The sequence below is a fragment of the Paracoccus sp. PAR01 genome, assembly GCF_014851995.1.
In the GTDB taxonomy this organism is placed as follows: Bacteria; Pseudomonadota; Alphaproteobacteria; order Rhodobacterales; family Rhodobacteraceae; genus Paracoccus; species Paracoccus litorisediminis.
The window spans coordinates 1-1,322 of record NZ_JACVAW010000074.1; the positions used below are offsets into that span (position 1 = coordinate 1).

The 1,322-nt window shown below is 54.9% G+C and carries 1 protein-coding gene and 1 pseudogene; both read left to right on the forward strand.

Annotation, left to right across the window (positions count from 1 at the left end; translation table 11 throughout):
* Positions 1 to 271: 271 nt before the first annotated feature.
* Entirely contained in the window at positions 272 to 727 is a 456-nt protein-coding gene (locus IB235_RS24670; RefSeq protein ID WP_192339045.1) for a DUF2721 domain-containing protein, read from the forward strand.
* Positions 728 to 962: 235 nt separating this feature from the next.
* Positions 963 to 1,195: pseudogene (locus IB235_RS24675) on the forward strand (IS5/IS1182 family transposase); the annotation flags it as partial.
* Positions 1,196 to 1,322 lie beyond the last annotated feature (127 nt).

Consider the following 1,322-nt stretch of genomic DNA (forward strand, 5'->3'; position numbering starts at 1 on the left):
CGCGAAGAGGATGACACTCTTCGGATACTGCGCCCACTTGAACGATATCGACACGACCCGCCGCCTCTCAGTTTTCCAGAAGCGTTGATAACGGCACACAACGCCCTGCAAAAGTCGCGACAGAACCCCAGAAAAGGGGACCATCCAGAACCGCCGCTTGAACCATCAGCGTCAGGCGGCATAATCCCAAACCGGTGCGCCAGAACTCTCCTGTCCAAAATCAGGCCATCTGTTCCAAATCTTTCGACGACCGGCAAATGAAGGAAAGCTAATGGATACGCCCCCTATCATCAATGATTTTGCCGAAGTGATCCAGATATCTCTCGCGCCTGTCTTTTTATTGGCGGGCACGGCGGCCTTTGTTAACATCTATGCCATACGTCTTGGGAGAGTGTCGGATCGCTTGAACGAGGTCGCGGAGAAGAACGATCACAGCAAGCAATTCCGAATGCATCTCTCGTACCTGCGACGACGGGCGCTCGTGCTCGAAATTGCAGTTGTTTTGGGCGTGATGGCCGGCATTTGTACGGCGGGGGCAACGGTGAGTCTTCTTGGCGGGGCCCTTGCTATCGGACTGCGGGAAGAAAATCTATTCTGGTTCTTCGGTGGTGCTTTAGTTTCATTGATACTGTCCCTCGTCGCATTCTTGGTTGAGTTGCTAATCGCCAGCCGGAACATGTTGCGGCAGATCCTGCTGGGCGAAACTGTCGCAAGACAGGATGAGTGATGAGAGTGTTAGACCCCATGATCGGGCCGTAAGCTAAGCTGCATCGCCATCTGCGTGAAACGCTTCCGCAATCTCGTGGACGGGCTTGGTGTGGAATCCAATCCCGGCCCCTATTTCGTCCGGCCTGAACAGCTCTTATCACGTTGATTTTATGTGATGAAGTGACGGTTTTGTTCGCTTTGAATTGCAGGGTTTCGTATGCTTTGGGCAGAAACCTTGCAATTTCAGGTCGCCGATGAAGCCCCATTCCCGCGTGCCCGAACAAGATGATCTACTTCGCCCGAGGCTGGTCGACATGATCGACGCCCGTCATGAACTGGTGAAACTCGCGGCACTGATCGACTGGGATTTCTTCGAACGGGAATGGGCGAGTTTTTTCCCTCGCACCAGGGCCGACCGGCGACCTCTCCACGCCTGGTTGCAGGGGTGATGTATCTGCAGCATGCTTTCAAGCTCTCGGACGAGGCGTGAGCTACTCCCCGGAACTCGGACAGTGACGGAAGCTACGATCTGACGTTTGCTGATCTCCCAGAACGAGGAGACCAGGAATGCGGAAACGCAGGAACCATGACGCGGGCTTCAAGGCGCGCGTGGC